Source organism: Pseudomonas sp. ADPe (genome assembly GCF_014843515.1).
Lineage (GTDB): Bacteria > Pseudomonadota > Gammaproteobacteria > Pseudomonadales > Pseudomonadaceae > Pseudomonas > Pseudomonas citronellolis.
This window is the reverse complement of record NZ_CP062122.1, coordinates 5,364,853-5,377,293: the sequence shown is the minus strand read 5'-3', so window position 1 is coordinate 5,377,293 and position 12,441 is coordinate 5,364,853. Positions and strand designations below refer to the sequence as shown.

Sequence of the window (12,441 nt, the reverse complement as noted above, 5' to 3'; positions counted from 1 at the left end):
GCCTTTTTGTGTGGATCACCGCGAAGGCGATCCGGATTGGAGCGGGAAACGAGACTCGAACTCGCGACCCCGACCTTGGCAAGGTCGTGCTCTACCAACTGAGCTATTCCCGCATCAACTTGTTGCAACCTCCGGCTTTCGGCCGGAGGGTAACGCCATTTCGCTTTCCGTTCACCGCCGGGGCGATGACCGAGAATTTGGAGCGGGAAACGAGACTCGAACTCGCGACCCCGACCTTGGCAAGGTCGTGCTCTACCAACTGAGCTATTCCCGCAATGGCGTCCCCTAGGGGACTCGAACCCCTGTTACCGCCGTGAAAGGGCGGTGTCCTAGGCCACTAGACGAAGGGGACGCGGCCCGGAACTTACAACATTCTTTCCGGCTTCTTCGCTCTGCCTTTCGGCTTTCGCGTCGAAGTGGCGCGCATTCTATGGAGCCTTTGGAGGGGCGTCAACCCTTCCGGAAAAATTTTTTTAAATCAAAGACTTCTGGTCAAATTTTGCGCCGCCGCTATGACCGGTGTCAGCGAGCCATTACACTCGGGAAAAATCCTTCAGGGAGTTTCCAAGGTGTCGCCACTCGTCATCACCGCCCTGGTCGTCGCCGGCATCGTCATTCTGATCGCCATCGTCTTCATCAACCAGCAGCTGGAAAACCGCAAGCTGGAGAAGGCCCGGGAGAAAGCCGACCTGCAGGATCGCTTCCGCCGCTGCGGCGCCATCGCCGAGAGCCTGCCCGGCCAGTTCATCTCCGCGGACCTCAAGCTGCTGCTCAGCCGTTTCGAACTCGCCCTGGGCGAACGCCTGCTCAAGCTGGAAAAAACGCCCCAGGTCGCCGAGCGCGTCGCCGAACTCAACCGTCTGGTAAGCCAGGGTAGCGCCATGGAAGTGCGCAACGCCCCGCAGTTGATCCTCACCGAAGCCAAGGCCAAGGAAGTCCGCTTCCTTTTCGAGGGCCTGCACGCCCAGATCAACCGCTTCGCCCAGGACGGCCTGTTGTCGCGCAACGACGCCCAGCGCTGGCTGAAGGAAATCCGCCACCTGCTCACCCAGCTGCATATAGAGTTCTTCACCAACATCGGCCAGCAGGCGCTGCAGCAGGGCCAGCCCCGCCAGGCCCGCCTGGCCTTCGAGCGCGGCGTGCAGTACCTGCAGAAGCAGGCCGACCTCGGCCGCTACCAGGCCCAGCTGAAGCAACTGGAACAACAGCTCGAACGCGCCAACGCCCTGGTCCTGGAAAGCAGCAAGCCCTCCGCCGAGGAGAACACCGAGCTGACCGAAGGCCTGAAGGCGCTGGACGAAGACGACATCTGGAAGAAGAAGAATCTCTACGACTGAGGAGACCCGCATGAGCCTGACCCTCTACGGCGCCGCCCTATCCCCCTTCGTCCGCAAGGTCCGCCTGTGCCTGGCGGAGAAGGGCCTGGACTACCAGTTGGAGAACGTCGACCCGTTCAACCAGCCGGACTGGTACGCCGACCTCAACCCGCTGCGACGCATCCCTGCCCTGCGCGACGGCGACGTCACCCTGGCCGACTCCAGCGTCATCTGCCACTACCTGGACGACCGCGATCCCCAGGCCACGCCCCTGTGCGGCGGCAACGCCCTGGCCCGCGCGCGGATCAGCTGGCTGGAAAAATACGCCGACTACGAAGTGGCGCCCCTGGCCACCTTCACCGTGTTCCGCAACCGCCTGCTCAAGCCGCTGCTGGGCAAGCCGTGCGACGAGGCGGCGGTGGAAGCTGCGCTGCAGGAGAAACTGCCGCCGCACTTCGACTACCTGGAAGGCTGCCTGGGCGAAGCCGAGTATTTCGTCGACGACCGCTTCAGCCTGGCGGACATCGCCGTGGCCAGCCAACTGGTGAACATGCGCCACGGCGGGGAAGTATTGGATGCCGGGCGCTGGCCGCGTCTGGCCGCGCACTTCCAGCGCATGCTGCAGCGCCCTGCCCTGCAGGCGCTTCTCGAGGGTGAACAGCGGGTCGTCGAGAAGATTCGCGCACGCATCGCCCAGGCGCCGGCCTGAATAGAAAGACGCCGCCGGCCGGGGCACGGCGTACCTCCCCGTAGGAGCGGACCTTGTCCGCGATAGCCGGAGGTATCGGCGCGGTTCGCGGATGAGATCCTACGCCGCCCCACCCGCGCCATTCCCTTGTAGGAGCGCGCCCTGCGCGCGATTTCGCGGGCAGGGCCCGCTCTTACAGGTGCGGGGGGAAATGCCGTGCCTCACGAAGCGCATAGGGGCACGGAATCGAGCGAGCAGGCCTGCGGCCCCCCTCACCCTAACCCTCTCCCAGAGGGAGAGGGGACCGTTCGGCGTGCGTTGGTGTTTCGGCGTTAGCCGGCTAGCACAGGGATCGCCGACTGAATCCAGGCCTCCTCTCGGCACGGACTGGCTCCCTCTCCCTCCAGGAGAGGACCGTTCGGAGTACATGGGTATTTCGGCGTCAGCCGGCTAGCACAGGGATCGCCGACTGAATCCAGGCCTCCTCTCGGCACGGACTGGCTCCTTCCCTCGGGAGAGGACCGTTCGGCGTGCATTGGTGTTTCGGCGTCAGCCGGCAAGCACAGGGATCGCCGGCTGAAACCAGGCCTCCTTTCGGCACGGACTGGCTCCCTCTCCCTCCGGGAGAGGGCTGGGGTGAGGGGAAAGCCCGAGCGCCGATGCCATTCCCCTGCGCGCGATTTCGCGGGCAGGGCCCGCTCTACAGGTGCGGGGGGAAACGCCGTGCCTCACGGAGCGCATAGGGGCACGGAATCGAGCGAGCAGGCCTGCGGCCCCCTCACCCTAACCCTCTCCCGGAGGGAGAGGGGACCGTTCGGCGTGCGTTGGTGTTTCGGCGTTAGCCGGCTAGCGCAGGGGTCGCCGGCTGGAACCAGGCCTCCTCTCGGCACGGACTAGCCCCCTCTCCCTCCGGGAGAGGGCTGGAGTGAGGGGAAAGCCCGAGCACCGACGTCATTCCCCTGTAGGAGCGCGCCCTGCGCGCGATTTCGCGGGCAGGGCCCGCGCCTACAATTCGTGCCTCAGCAATCGGTCAGGCGCAGGAAGATTTCGGCCAGGCGCTCGATGCCGGCCTGGTCCTCGGCGCTGAAGCGGCCGACGCTCGGGCTGTCCAGGTCGAGCACGCCGATCAGCCGGCCGTCCTTGACCAGGGGCACCACCAACTCACTGTTGGAGGCGCTGTCGCAGGCGATGTGCCCGGGGAAGGCGTGCACGTCTTCCACCCGCTGCGTCTGGCGGGTGCGCGCCGCGGCGCCGCACACGCCCTTGGCGAAGGGAATGCGCACGCAGGCCACCTTGCCCTGGAACGGGCCCAGCACCAGCTCCTCGTCCTTGTTCAGGTAGAAGCCGGCCCAGTTCAGGTCGCCCAGTTCGTGGAACAGCAAGGCGGCGAACTGCGAGGCGTTGGCGATGAAGTCGCGCTCGTCGGCGAACAGCGCTTCGGCCTGCGCCGCCAGCAGCGCGTAGCCACCCAGCCCGGCGCCGGTCTGTTGCAGGTCGATCATGGTTCTTCTCCTTCGAGCAATTGACGGCCCACCCACTGGCGGGCGAATTGATAGGCGCAGCGGCCGTTGCGGTTGCCGCGCCCGAGGGCCCAGCGGATGGCTTCCTTCTCCAGCGGCTCGTCCCAGGTGAAGGCCAGCCCCGAACGGCCGGCCAGCACTTTCACCCAGTGCCGCACCACGTCCAGGAAGTGCTCCTGGGTGAAGGGGTAGAACGACAGCCACAGGCCGAAACGATCCGACAGGGCGATCTTGTCCTCCACCGCCTCGCTGGGGTGCAGCTCGCCGTCGACCATCTTCCAGTTCTCGTTGTCGCTCTGCTTCTCCGAGACCAGGTGGCGGCGGTTCGAGGTGGCGTACAGCAGGACGTTGTCCGGGGCCTGCTCCAGCGAGCCGTCGAGCACGCTCTTGAGCACCCGGTAGTCGCCCTCGCCGGCGTCGAACGAGAGGTCGTCGCAGAACAGCACGAAGCGCTGCGGCAGCCCGTGCAGTTGCTCCACCACCCGCGGCAGGTCGGCCAGGTGGTCGCGCTCGATCTCGATCAGGCGCAGGCCGTCGCCGGCCAGCTCGGCCAACAGCGCGCGCACCAGCGAGGACTTGCCCGTCCCCCGGGCGCCCCACAGCAAGGCGTGGTTGGCCGGCCTGCCGGCGACGAACTGGCGGGTGTTGCGGGCCAGCTGTTCGCGCTGCTTGTCGACGCCGAGCAGGTCGTCCAGGCGCAGGTCGAGGCTCACCTGCAGCGCCTGCAGGTAGCCGCTGCGGCCATCGCGGTGCCAGCGGGCGGCCAGGCAGCGCTGCCAGTCGATGGGCTCGCGCAGCGCCGGGAGCAACGGCTCCAGCCGGGCCAGCACGCTTTCGGCGCGGGCCAGGAAATCATTCAGACGGGAATCCACGGCTTTCTCCCTGGGATCTTCAGCGTAGCGACGCTGTCGTTCGGTCATGTCACATGGATGGCATCGCCTCTGCCGACAGCCTGCCGGCTTGGGCTATGCTACGCGCCTGGAAAGCATTCTCGAGGCGAAGTACCGCACCTCATGGATATTGCGCTCACCCATCGCCTCTCGTTCAAGCAGGCCAGCCTGACGGTGCTGGTCGCCTTCATCCTCGGCACCCTGCTCAGCCTCATCCAGGTGGGCGTCGATTATGCCAGCCAGGACGCCTCCATCAACCGCGAAGTACGCGCCCTGCTGGACGTCAGCCACAACCCGGCGGCGCGCATCGCCTACAACATCGACGCCGAACTGGCCCAGGAACTGGTGGTGGGCCTGCTGCGCTCGCCGGCGGTGATCCGCGCGGAGATCATCGACAGCGCCGACGTGGCCCTGGCCAGCGCCGGCCGGCCGCCGGCGGAAAGCAACCTGCGCCCGCTCAGCGACTTCCTCTTCGGGCATATGCGCGTCTACGAGGAGCCGCTGTATATAGAGCACCAACCCAAGGAATCCCTCGGCGTGCTGCGCCTGGAGATCGACACCTTCGTCTTCGGCAACGACTTCCTGCGCCGCGCCGGCATGACGCTGATCTCCGGCTTCGTCCGCAGCCTGCTGCTATCGCTGATCCTCCTGGTGCTGTTCTACGGCCTGCTGACCAAGCCGCTGGTGAGCCTGATCGAGGTGCTCGCCCGCCACGACCCGCGCTCGCCCACGCGCCTGCGCCTGCCCTGCCCCCAGGGCCACGAGCGCGACGAGATCGGCGTGCTGGTGGAGGTGACCAACCGCCAGCTCAGCCACATCGCCGTGGAGATGGAGCAGCGCCGCGAGGCCGAGGACCGCCTGACCCGCTACCTGGCCGAGCTGGAGAACATAGTGGCGGCGCGCACCGCCGAGCTGAAGGCGGCCAACGCCCGCCTGACGCAGTCCAACCAGCAACTGGAGCGCGCCCGCCTCAACGCCCTGGACATGGCCCAGGCCCGCGCCACCTTCCTGGCCAACATGAGCCACGAGATCCGCACCCCGCTCAACGGCCTGCTGGGCATGCTCGGCCTGGCCCTGGACGGCCCGCTGAGCCCGGAACAGCGCCAGCAGCTGTCCATCGCCCACGACTCGGGCAAGGTGCTGGTGGACCTGCTCAACGACGTGCTCGACCTGTCCAAGTTCGAGTCCGGCCAACTGGAGCTGGAGAAGATCCCCTTCGACCTCGCCACCCTGGTGGAGGACACCGCCAGCCTGCTGTCGCAGAACGCCGCCCCGGCGGTAGAGCTGACCTGCCTGGTCAGCCCCGACTTGCCGGCGCAGCTGGAAGGCGACCCGACGCGGGTGCGGCAGATCGTCAGCAACCTGCTCTCCAACGCCCTCAAGTTCACCCGCCTGGGCCGCGTCGACCTGCGCGTCGAGCCCTGGGAGGACGGCGTGCGCATCAGTGTCCGCGACACCGGCATCGGCATCGCCGCCGACGCCCTGCAGCGCATCTTCCAGCCCTTCACCCAGGCCGACGCCGGCATCACCCGCCAGTTCGGCGGCACCGGCCTGGGCCTGGCGCTGACGCGCAAGCTCTGCGAGGCCATGCAGGGCGAGCTGAGCGTCAGCTCGCAACCGGGCCTGGGCAGCGAGTTCGCCGCGACCCTGCCGCTGCCCGCCCTGGACCCCGCGCAGGCGCTGGAGCCCCTGAGCGGCAAGGTGGTGGCGCAGTGCCCGGCCGGCAGCGGCCTGGCCGAACTGCTGCAGACCTGGCTGCCGCGCTGGGGCCTGGACTACCGGCGCCTGGACATCGACGCCAGCCTGCTGGGCGTGGAGCTGGACGTGCTGGTGTCCGACTGCCCGGACTGCCTGGTCGGCCTGCGCCAGCACCTCAAGGACCGCCCGGTGCTGCTGGTCACCGCCTACGGCAGCTTCCTCGAGGCCGAACTGGCGCAGCAGTTGGCGCCCCTGCGCCAGTTGGCCCGCCCGCTCAGCCGCGCCACCCTGCACCAGGCCCTGCAGCAGGCCCTCCGCCGCCCGGCCATACAGCCCCAGCGGCAGTTGCCGGGCGAGGCCCCGGAGCAGTTCGCCGCGCGCGTGCTGCTGGTGGAAGACAACCCGGTCAACCAACTGGTGGCCCGGGGCCTGCTGCAGAAGCTCGGCTGCCGGGTGCGGGTCGCCGCCGATGGCCAGGAGGCCCTGGATGCCCTGGCCGAGGAAGACTTTGAGCTCGTGCTGATGGACTGCAACATGCCGGTGATGGACGGCTACGAGGCGACCCGCCTGATCCGCCAGCAGCCGCGCTGGAAGGACCTGCCGGTAATCGCCCTGACCGCCAACGCTTTGCCCGACGAGCGCGAGCGCTGCCGCCTGGCCGGCATGGACGACTACCTGGCCAAGCCCTTCCACCGCGACGAGATGGCGGCGATGCTGGAGCGCTGGGCGCAGCCCCGGCTGGATGCCTGAGGCCGGCGGCGCCTTACGGCTCCAGCGCCAGCAGTTGTCCGAGCAGGTCGTCCAGGCGTCCGCGCAGCTCGTCCATCGCATTGAGGTCCAGGCCGCTGGCACACAGCAGCGCCTCGCGCAGCGGCGCCACCTTCTCGCGCAAGGCGATGCCCTCCCCGCTCAGGCCCAGGTGCACCTCGCGCTCGTCCTGCCGCGCCCGCCGGCGCTGCACCAGGCCGAGCTGCTCCAGGCGCTTGAGCAGCGGCGTCAGGGTGCCGGAGTCGAGCATCAGGCGCTCGCCCAGGGCCTTCACCGTCGGCTGCGCGGGCGGTTTGTCCTGCCATTCCCACAGCACCAGCATCACCAGGTACTGCGGGTAGGTCAGGCCGAGCGCGTCGAGCATCGGCCGGTAGCCGCGGATGATCGCCCGCGAGGCAGCGTACAGGCGGAAGCACAGCTGGTTGTCCAGCAGCAGCGCCTGTTCAGGTTCGCGGTGGCTCATCGCAGCAGCGCTTCGATCTCGGCGGTGAGTTCCTCCGGCTTGGTCAGCGGGGCGAAGCGCTTGACCTGGCTGCCGTCGCGGCTGACCAGGAACTTGGTGAAGTTCCACTTGATGCCCTGGCTGCCCAGCACGCCCGGCGCGCGCTTCTTCAACTGCACGTAGAGCGGGTGGGCGCCGGCGCCGTTGACGTCGATCTTCTTGAACAGCGGGAAGCTGACGCCGAAGTTCAGCTCGCAGAACTGCGAGATCTCGCCTTCGTCGCCCGGCTCCTGCTTGCCGAACTGGTTGCAGGGGAAGCCCAGCACCACCAGGCCCTTGTCGCGGTACTTCTCCCACAGCGCCTCCAGGCCCTTGTACTGCGGGGTGAAGCCGCACTGGCTGGCGGTGTTCACCACCAGCAGGGCCTTGCCGCCGAAATCGGCCAGGGTCTTCTGCTCGCCCTTGATGGTCGTGCAGGGGATATCCAACAATGCGTCGCTCATGGAACCGGCTCCAGGAAAGTGGGAACGATCAAGATAGCTCGCAATTAAATTGCACACAATTTATTTCCGCCGAAAAAAGGCCCGCCGGCGACCGGCGGGCCTTGCGTCACTCAAGCCCCGTCGCGCGGCACCAGCTTCAGCGACGCCGAGTTGATGCAGTAGCGCAGCCCGGTCGGCCGCGGCCCATCGGGGAACACGTGGCCCAGGTGGGCTTCGCAGGCCGCGCAGCGCACCTCGATGCGGTGCATGCCGTGGCTGAAGTCTTCCAGTTCGGCGATGGCATCCTTGGACACCGGCTGGAAGTAGCTCGGCCAGCCGCTGCCGGAATCGTACTTGGCGTCCGAGTCGAACAACGCCGCGCCGCAGCACACACAGTGGTAGATGCCGGGGGTCTTGGTCGCGTAGTACTCGCCGGTGAAGGCACGCTCGGTGCCGCCCAGGCGGCAGATGTGGAACTGCTGTTCGTCGAGCTCCTCGCGCCAGCTTTCCAGGGGCTTCTCGATCTTTTCCATCGCTGTACCTCGCAAGCTTGAAAAAAGCCCGTCCGCGCCCTTTCGCGGGAAACGGGCCGCACGTATGATGCGTGACGTCATCGTTGGATGCAGAATCTGCCGCACAGGGGATCATCTACGATAAAAAAGCCTTTTTATGGGCTTTTTTTCGTTCGTTTCTCCGTCAACCAGGCGTTTTTTCAGTTTTACCGCCAGGACGCGCGACATTCCGCACCTCGTATAGACGCCAGTCTGTCACCCGCGTTACAGCCTGCCAAGCCAGGGCCGGAGCGCGGGAACCTTCATTTCGGGAACGCCACATCATGCAGGTCAGCAAATCGAACAAGCTCGCCAACGTCTGCTACGACATCCGCGGGCCGGTGCTCAAGCACGCCAAACGCCTGGAAGAGGAAGGCCATCGCATCCTCAAGCTGAACATCGGCAACCCGGCGCCGTTCGGTTTCGAAGCCCCTGACGAGATTCTCCAGGACGTCATCCGCAACCTGCCCACGGCCCAGGGCTACAGCGACTCCAAGGGCCTGTTCAGCGCGCGCAAGGCGGTGATGCAGTATTACCAGCAGAAGCAGGTGGAAGGCGTCGGCATCGAGGACATCTACCTGGGCAACGGCGTCTCCGAGCTGATCGTCATGGCCCTGCAGGCGCTGCTCAACAACGGCGACGAGGTGCTGATCCCGGCGCCCGACTACCCGCTGTGGACCGCCTCGGTGTCGCTGGCCGGCGGCAAGCCGGTGCATTACCTGTGCGACGAGCAGTCCAACTGGTTCCCCGACATCGCCGACATGAAGGCCAAGATCACCAGCAACACCAAGGCGCTGGTGCTGATCAACCCGAACAACCCCACCGGCGCGGTCTACTCGAAGGAAGTGCTGCTGGACATCGTCGAACTGGCGCGCCAGCACAACCTGGTGATCTTCTCCGACGAGATCTACGACAAGATCCTCTACGACGAGGCCGTGCACATCTCCACCGCCTCCCTGGCGCCGGACGTGCTCTGCCTGACCTTCAACGGCCTGTCCAAGGCCTACCGCGTGGCCGGCTTCCGCTCCGGCTGGATCGCCATCTCCGGGCCCAAGCACAAGGCGCAGAGCTACATCGAGGGCCTGGACATCCTGGCCAACATGCGCCTGTGCGCCAACGTGCCGAGCCAGCACGCCATCCAGACCGCCCTGGGCGGCTACCAGAGCATCAACGACCTGGTGCTGCCCGGCGGCCGCCTGCTGGAACAGCGCAACCGCGCCTGGGAACTGCTCAACGACATCCCCGGGGTCAGCTGCGTCAAGCCCATGGGCGCGCTCTACGCCTTCCCGCGCATCGACCCGAAGGTCTGCCCTATCCACAACGACGAGAAGTTCGTCCTCGACCTGCTGCTCTCGGAGAAGCTGCTGATCGTCCAGGGCACCGCCTTCAACTGGCCGTGGCCGGACCATTTCCGTGTGGTCACCCTGCCCCGCGTCGACGACCTGGAGCAGGCCATCGGGCGCATCGGCAACTTCCTCAGCAGCTATCGTCAGTAACCATGGACCTGCAGATCGACGACTTCTACAAGGACGCCGCCGCCGGGATGCTCCTGCTCTACCAGGCCTTCCCGCGCAAGATCGCCCTATACGTGGAAGACCTCATCGGCCGCGAGGAACACGACGAGTTCGGCCTGCCCAGCAAGCGTCACCAGGCCTGCCTGGGCGCGCTGCTGTGGCTGGCCGAGGAAGGCTACCTGCGCTACGACAGCTGCATCCGCCACGAAGCCCTGGACCAGGCCGTGCTCAGCGAAAAGGGCTTCCTGCGCCTGAGCCGCGCCCTGCCCCGCGGCGCCGACGACGCGCAACTGCCCGCCAGCGTGCGGCGCCAGCAGGCCACCCTCGCGCAGCAACTGCGCGACGCGCTGGCCGATGCGCACAGCGAACGCATCTCGCGCCTGGCCCGGCTACTCTTCGAATGTGCTGGCGTGGAAAAAGAGACATAGTTTGAAATAGTCCCCACGTTGAATCGCCTAGGGGCCGACCGTATATACCCCGCATAATCCAGCCCGGCCCCGGAGCGCGCACGCCCGGGGCACCGGCGCGCCCCTGCGCGCCGTGCGCCCAAGTCGCGAGGAGAAGTCTTACCCATGATGCGCATCCTGCTGTTCCTGGCCACCAACCTGGCGGTCGTGCTCGTCGCCAGCATCACCCTGAGCCTGCTCGGCTTCAACGGGGTCATGGCCGCCAACGGCGTCGACCTCAACCTGCAAGCGCTGCTGGTCTACTGTGCCGTCTTCGGCTTCGCCGGCTCGATCATCTCGCTGTTCCTGTCCAAGTGGATGGCCAAGACCACCACCGGCACGGAAATCATCAGCCAGCCGCGCACCCGCCACGAACAGTGGCTGCTGCAGACCGTCGAGCAGCTCTCGCGCGAAGCCGGCATCAAGATGCCCGAGGTGGGGATCTTCCCGGCCTACGAGGCCAACGCCTTCGCCACCGGCTGGAACCGCAACGACGCCCTGGTGGCCGTCAGCCAGGGCCTGCTCGAGCGCTTCTCGCCGGACGAGGTGCGCGCGGTGCTCGCCCACGAGATCGGCCACGTGGCCAATGGCGACATGGTCACCCTGGCGCTGATCCAGGGCGTGGTGAACACCTTCGTCATGTTCTTCGCGCGCATCTTCGGCAACTTCGTCGACAAGGCGGTGTTCAAGACCGAAGAAGGCCGCGGCCCGGCCTACTACATCGCGACCATAGTCGCGGAACTGGTGCTGGGCATCCTCGCCAGCATCATCGTCATGTGGTTCTCGCGCCGCCGCGAGTTCCGCGCCGACGCCGCCGGCGCCCACCTGGCCGGCAGCAATGCGATGATCGCCGCGCTGCAGCGCCTGCGCGCCGAGCAGGGCGTGCCGGTGCACATGCCCGACAGCCTGACCGCCTTCGGCATCAACGGCGGCCTCAAGCACGGCCTCGCCGGCCTGTTCATGAGCCACCCGCCGCTGGAAGAACGCATCGAGGCGCTGCGCAACGCGCGCTGATGAAACAAGGGCGGCCCCAGGGCCGCCCTTCTTCTTTCAGTCCCGGTGCAGCCGGAACACCACCTCTTCCAGGCGCTTCACCCCGCGGTCGAGGAACTTCCAGTTCTCGCCCAGCACGTCCAGGCGCTCCAGTTCCACGACCTGCCACTGCGCGAAGCGCTCCCTCACCTCATCCGCGAGCACCGCGAACGGCGGTCCGGACATCTGCTCCTGAGGGTATTCCAGGGTGACCAGCAGGCCATCCAGCGGCCGCGGCAGGATGGCGGACAGGTGCCGCGCGTAGCTTTCGCGCATGTCCGGCGGCAGGGCAATGAGCGCAGCCCGGTCGTAGAGCGCCTGGCAATCGGCCAGGTGTTCGGCCGCCAGGTCGAAGAAGTCGCCCTGGAGGATTTCCACCGCGCCATGCCGATAACAGCGCAGCGCGCCGCGCTGCTCCACCTCGGGCTGCCAGCCCTGCTCGGCGAAGAAATCCTTCACCGCACGCTCGGCCAGCTCCACCCCCAGCACCCGGTAGCCCTGCTCCGCCAGCCAGACCAGGTCGCGCGACTTGCCGCACAGCGGCACCAGCACGCGCGCGCCCCTTGGCAGGGCCAGCGCCGGCCAGTGACGAACGAGGTAGGGGTTGACCTCGGCGAGGTGGAAACCGATTTCGTTGCGCGACCAGCGCGCCTGCCAGAAGTCTTCGTGCATGGGCTCCATTCCTGCTGCGGTGCAGGCCGGATTGCCTGCACGGAATCGGCGGAGCGGCTCCGCCGGATGCCCATGATCGCCCAGCCGGGCGTCTGCCGCTAGCGACCGCGCAGCAACGCCGGCCGCAGCGGCCAGTGCAGCCAGCCGTGGCGCTCGGCCTGCTCGCGCTGCTCGACCACCCCCAGGCTCACCCGCCCCGCGCGGATGCGGCGGACGATGAGTTCGGTACCGTCGTCGAGCACGAAACGATCGCCTTCCCGAAGGATCAGCTCTTGCCTGAAGGCTTGCATGGATGGAACCTCGAACGCTGGAAACGACGACTGCACCGCGGGGCGCGAATTATCCTCACCCCCGCCCCTCAGCCAAAGAGACGCAAGCCGCAACTTGCTGTGGCTCTTTTCCGAGAATAGATGGCTTTGCGA

General features: G+C 67.0%; 13 protein-coding genes and 3 tRNA genes. 6 read left to right on the top strand and 10 right to left on the bottom strand.

Annotation, left to right across the window (positions count from 1 at the left end):
* Positions 1-37: 37 nt before the first annotated feature.
* The 3 genes from IG194_RS24545 to IG194_RS24535 all read right to left on the bottom strand — a co-directional run bounded on the left by IG194_RS24545 (position 38) and on the right by IG194_RS24535 (position 352).
* Positions 38-113, bottom strand: a tRNA-Gly gene (locus IG194_RS24545).
* Between the two features lie 85 nt (positions 114-198).
* Positions 199-274: transfer RNA gene (locus IG194_RS24540), tRNA-Gly, on the bottom strand.
* Positions 275-276: 2 nt separating this feature from the next.
* A tRNA-Glu gene (locus IG194_RS24535) sits at positions 277-352 on the bottom strand.
* Between the two features lie 217 nt (positions 353-569).
* Between IG194_RS24535 and IG194_RS24530 the strand changes: the two genes are divergently transcribed.
* Both IG194_RS24530 and IG194_RS24525 read left to right on the top strand, forming a co-directional pair.
* Positions 570-1,337 (top strand): hypothetical protein, encoded by a 768-nt coding sequence (locus tag IG194_RS24530; RefSeq protein WP_009618909.1) that lies wholly within the window; start codon positions 570-572, stop codon positions 1,335-1,337.
* A gap of 10 nt (positions 1,338-1,347) precedes the next feature.
* On the top strand, positions 1,348-2,025 hold the full coding sequence (locus tag IG194_RS24525; protein ID WP_058489000.1) for a glutathione S-transferase family protein: 678 nt from the start codon (positions 1,348-1,350) through the stop codon (positions 2,023-2,025).
* 998 nt (positions 2,026-3,023) lie between these two features.
* Here the strand turns inward: IG194_RS24525 and IG194_RS24520 are convergent.
* Both IG194_RS24520 and IG194_RS24515 read right to left on the bottom strand, forming a co-directional pair.
* Positions 3,024-3,506: a GAF domain-containing protein gene (locus IG194_RS24520; RefSeq protein WP_058488999.1), complete on the bottom strand. Its 483-nt coding sequence runs from the start codon at positions 3,504-3,506 to the stop codon at positions 3,024-3,026.
* Positions 3,503-4,396 carry an ATP-binding protein gene (locus tag IG194_RS24515; RefSeq protein WP_058488998.1) on the bottom strand — a complete coding sequence of 298 codons (894 nt, stop codon included), beginning with the start codon at positions 4,394-4,396 and terminating at the stop codon, positions 3,503-3,505. Before IG194_RS24515 ends, IG194_RS24520 begins: the two co-directional genes overlap by 4 nt.
* A 141-nt stretch (positions 4,397-4,537) precedes the next feature.
* Here IG194_RS24515 and IG194_RS24510 point away from each other — a divergent pair, with 141 nt between their 5' ends.
* Positions 4,538-6,862 (top strand): ATP-binding protein, encoded by a 2,325-nt coding sequence (locus tag IG194_RS24510; RefSeq protein WP_058488997.1) that lies wholly within the window; start codon positions 4,538-4,540, stop codon positions 6,860-6,862.
* 13 nt (positions 6,863-6,875) lie between these two features.
* Here the strand turns inward: IG194_RS24510 and IG194_RS24505 are convergent, their stop codons facing one another.
* The 3 genes from IG194_RS24505 to msrB all read right to left on the bottom strand — a co-directional run bounded on the left by IG194_RS24505 (position 6,876) and on the right by msrB (position 8,337).
* Positions 6,876-7,343 (bottom strand): MarR family winged helix-turn-helix transcriptional regulator, encoded by a 468-nt coding sequence (locus IG194_RS24505; protein ID WP_058488996.1) that lies wholly within the window; start codon positions 7,341-7,343, stop codon positions 6,876-6,878.
* Positions 7,340-7,825, bottom strand: a complete 486-nt coding sequence (locus IG194_RS24500; RefSeq protein ID WP_009623405.1) for a glutathione peroxidase — start codon at positions 7,823-7,825, stop codon at positions 7,340-7,342. Before IG194_RS24500 ends, IG194_RS24505 begins: the two co-directional genes overlap by 4 nt.
* A 110-nt stretch (positions 7,826-7,935) precedes the next feature.
* Positions 7,936-8,337 carry a peptide-methionine (R)-S-oxide reductase MsrB gene (msrB, locus tag IG194_RS24495; protein WP_058070094.1) on the bottom strand — a complete coding sequence of 134 codons (402 nt, stop codon included), beginning with the start codon at positions 8,335-8,337 and terminating at the stop codon, positions 7,936-7,938.
* A 302-nt stretch (positions 8,338-8,639) separates the two neighbouring features.
* Here msrB and IG194_RS24490 point away from each other — a divergent pair, with 302 nt between their 5' ends.
* The 3 genes from IG194_RS24490 to htpX all read left to right on the top strand — a co-directional run bounded on the left by IG194_RS24490 (position 8,640) and on the right by htpX (position 11,329).
* Positions 8,640-9,851, top strand: coding sequence for a pyridoxal phosphate-dependent aminotransferase (locus IG194_RS24490; protein ID WP_058488995.1), 1,212 nt, complete (start codon positions 8,640-8,642; stop codon positions 9,849-9,851).
* Between the two features lie 2 nt (positions 9,852-9,853).
* Positions 9,854-10,297, top strand: coding sequence for a hypothetical protein (locus IG194_RS24485; RefSeq protein ID WP_058488994.1), 444 nt, complete (start codon positions 9,854-9,856; stop codon positions 10,295-10,297).
* Positions 10,298-10,441: 144 nt separating this feature from the next.
* Positions 10,442-11,329, top strand: coding sequence for a protease HtpX (htpX, locus tag IG194_RS24480; RefSeq protein ID WP_009623413.1), 888 nt, complete (start codon positions 10,442-10,444; stop codon positions 11,327-11,329).
* 36 nt (positions 11,330-11,365) lie between these two features.
* Here the strand turns inward: htpX and IG194_RS24475 are convergent, their stop codons facing one another.
* Both IG194_RS24475 and IG194_RS24470 read right to left on the bottom strand, forming a co-directional pair.
* Positions 11,366-12,019, bottom strand: a complete 654-nt coding sequence (locus IG194_RS24475) for a thiopurine S-methyltransferase (RefSeq protein WP_058488993.1) — start codon at positions 12,017-12,019, stop codon at positions 11,366-11,368.
* 98 nt (positions 12,020-12,117) lie between these two features.
* Entirely contained in the window at positions 12,118-12,309 is a 192-nt protein-coding gene (locus tag IG194_RS24470) for a hypothetical protein (protein ID WP_009623417.1), read from the bottom strand.
* Between the last annotated feature and the right edge of the window lie 132 nt (positions 12,310-12,441).